Source organism: Gilvimarinus sp. 1_MG-2023, assembly GCF_030548285.1.
Genome location: NZ_JAUOSC010000062.1, coordinates 1 through 552, shown reverse-complemented (window position 1 = coordinate 552; position 552 = coordinate 1). Strand labels below are relative to the sequence as shown.

At 57.1% G+C, this 552-nt stretch carries 1 pseudogene; it reads left to right on the top strand.

Annotated features, from left to right (window positions below):
• Positions 1 to 552, top strand: a pseudogene (locus tag Q4563_RS15650) (hypothetical protein); the annotation flags it as partial.

The following is a 552-nucleotide window of genomic DNA, read 5'->3' as shown; positions in this document are numbered from 1 at the left end:
GAGCTGGCCTCTGCCAAAGTCGCGATTGAAGGCTGGCAGCAGCTGGCAGAGGGTTTTGTCGGTAGCGTATTGCAACGTAACGACGTGAATGTCGCTCTGGCCTATACCTTCACTACCGGTGGTTCAACGTCGGTGATGAACGCGATGGCCGCACCGGGCAATGCCAACAGCGCCTTGAGTAACAAGGATATTCCGGCGTTGGTGCAGCATTACCTGAATACCACCGACGATGATGCCACAACCCAAATGGCCACCGTCACCATGATGACCAGTGGCGACACCGAAGCAGCGACGGCCCTGATTCAGGGGAATGCGCTGTTATCGACCTTACCGGCCCCGGCCCCCCGCAAAACCGATTTCAGCAGCAGCGCTTCAGTACCTTCTGCGTTGCTGGCCGACGGCTTGCAGGCGACTTTCCGTAGTGGTCGTATCGAATTACCTTATTATCCCAGCGCGCCGGACGGTGCTTACAGTGGCGAAGACCCAACCAGTGGTTATGCCTGTACGCCGACAAGCGATACAGATGATAGCTGTTTGTCGCAACAGCTGAGC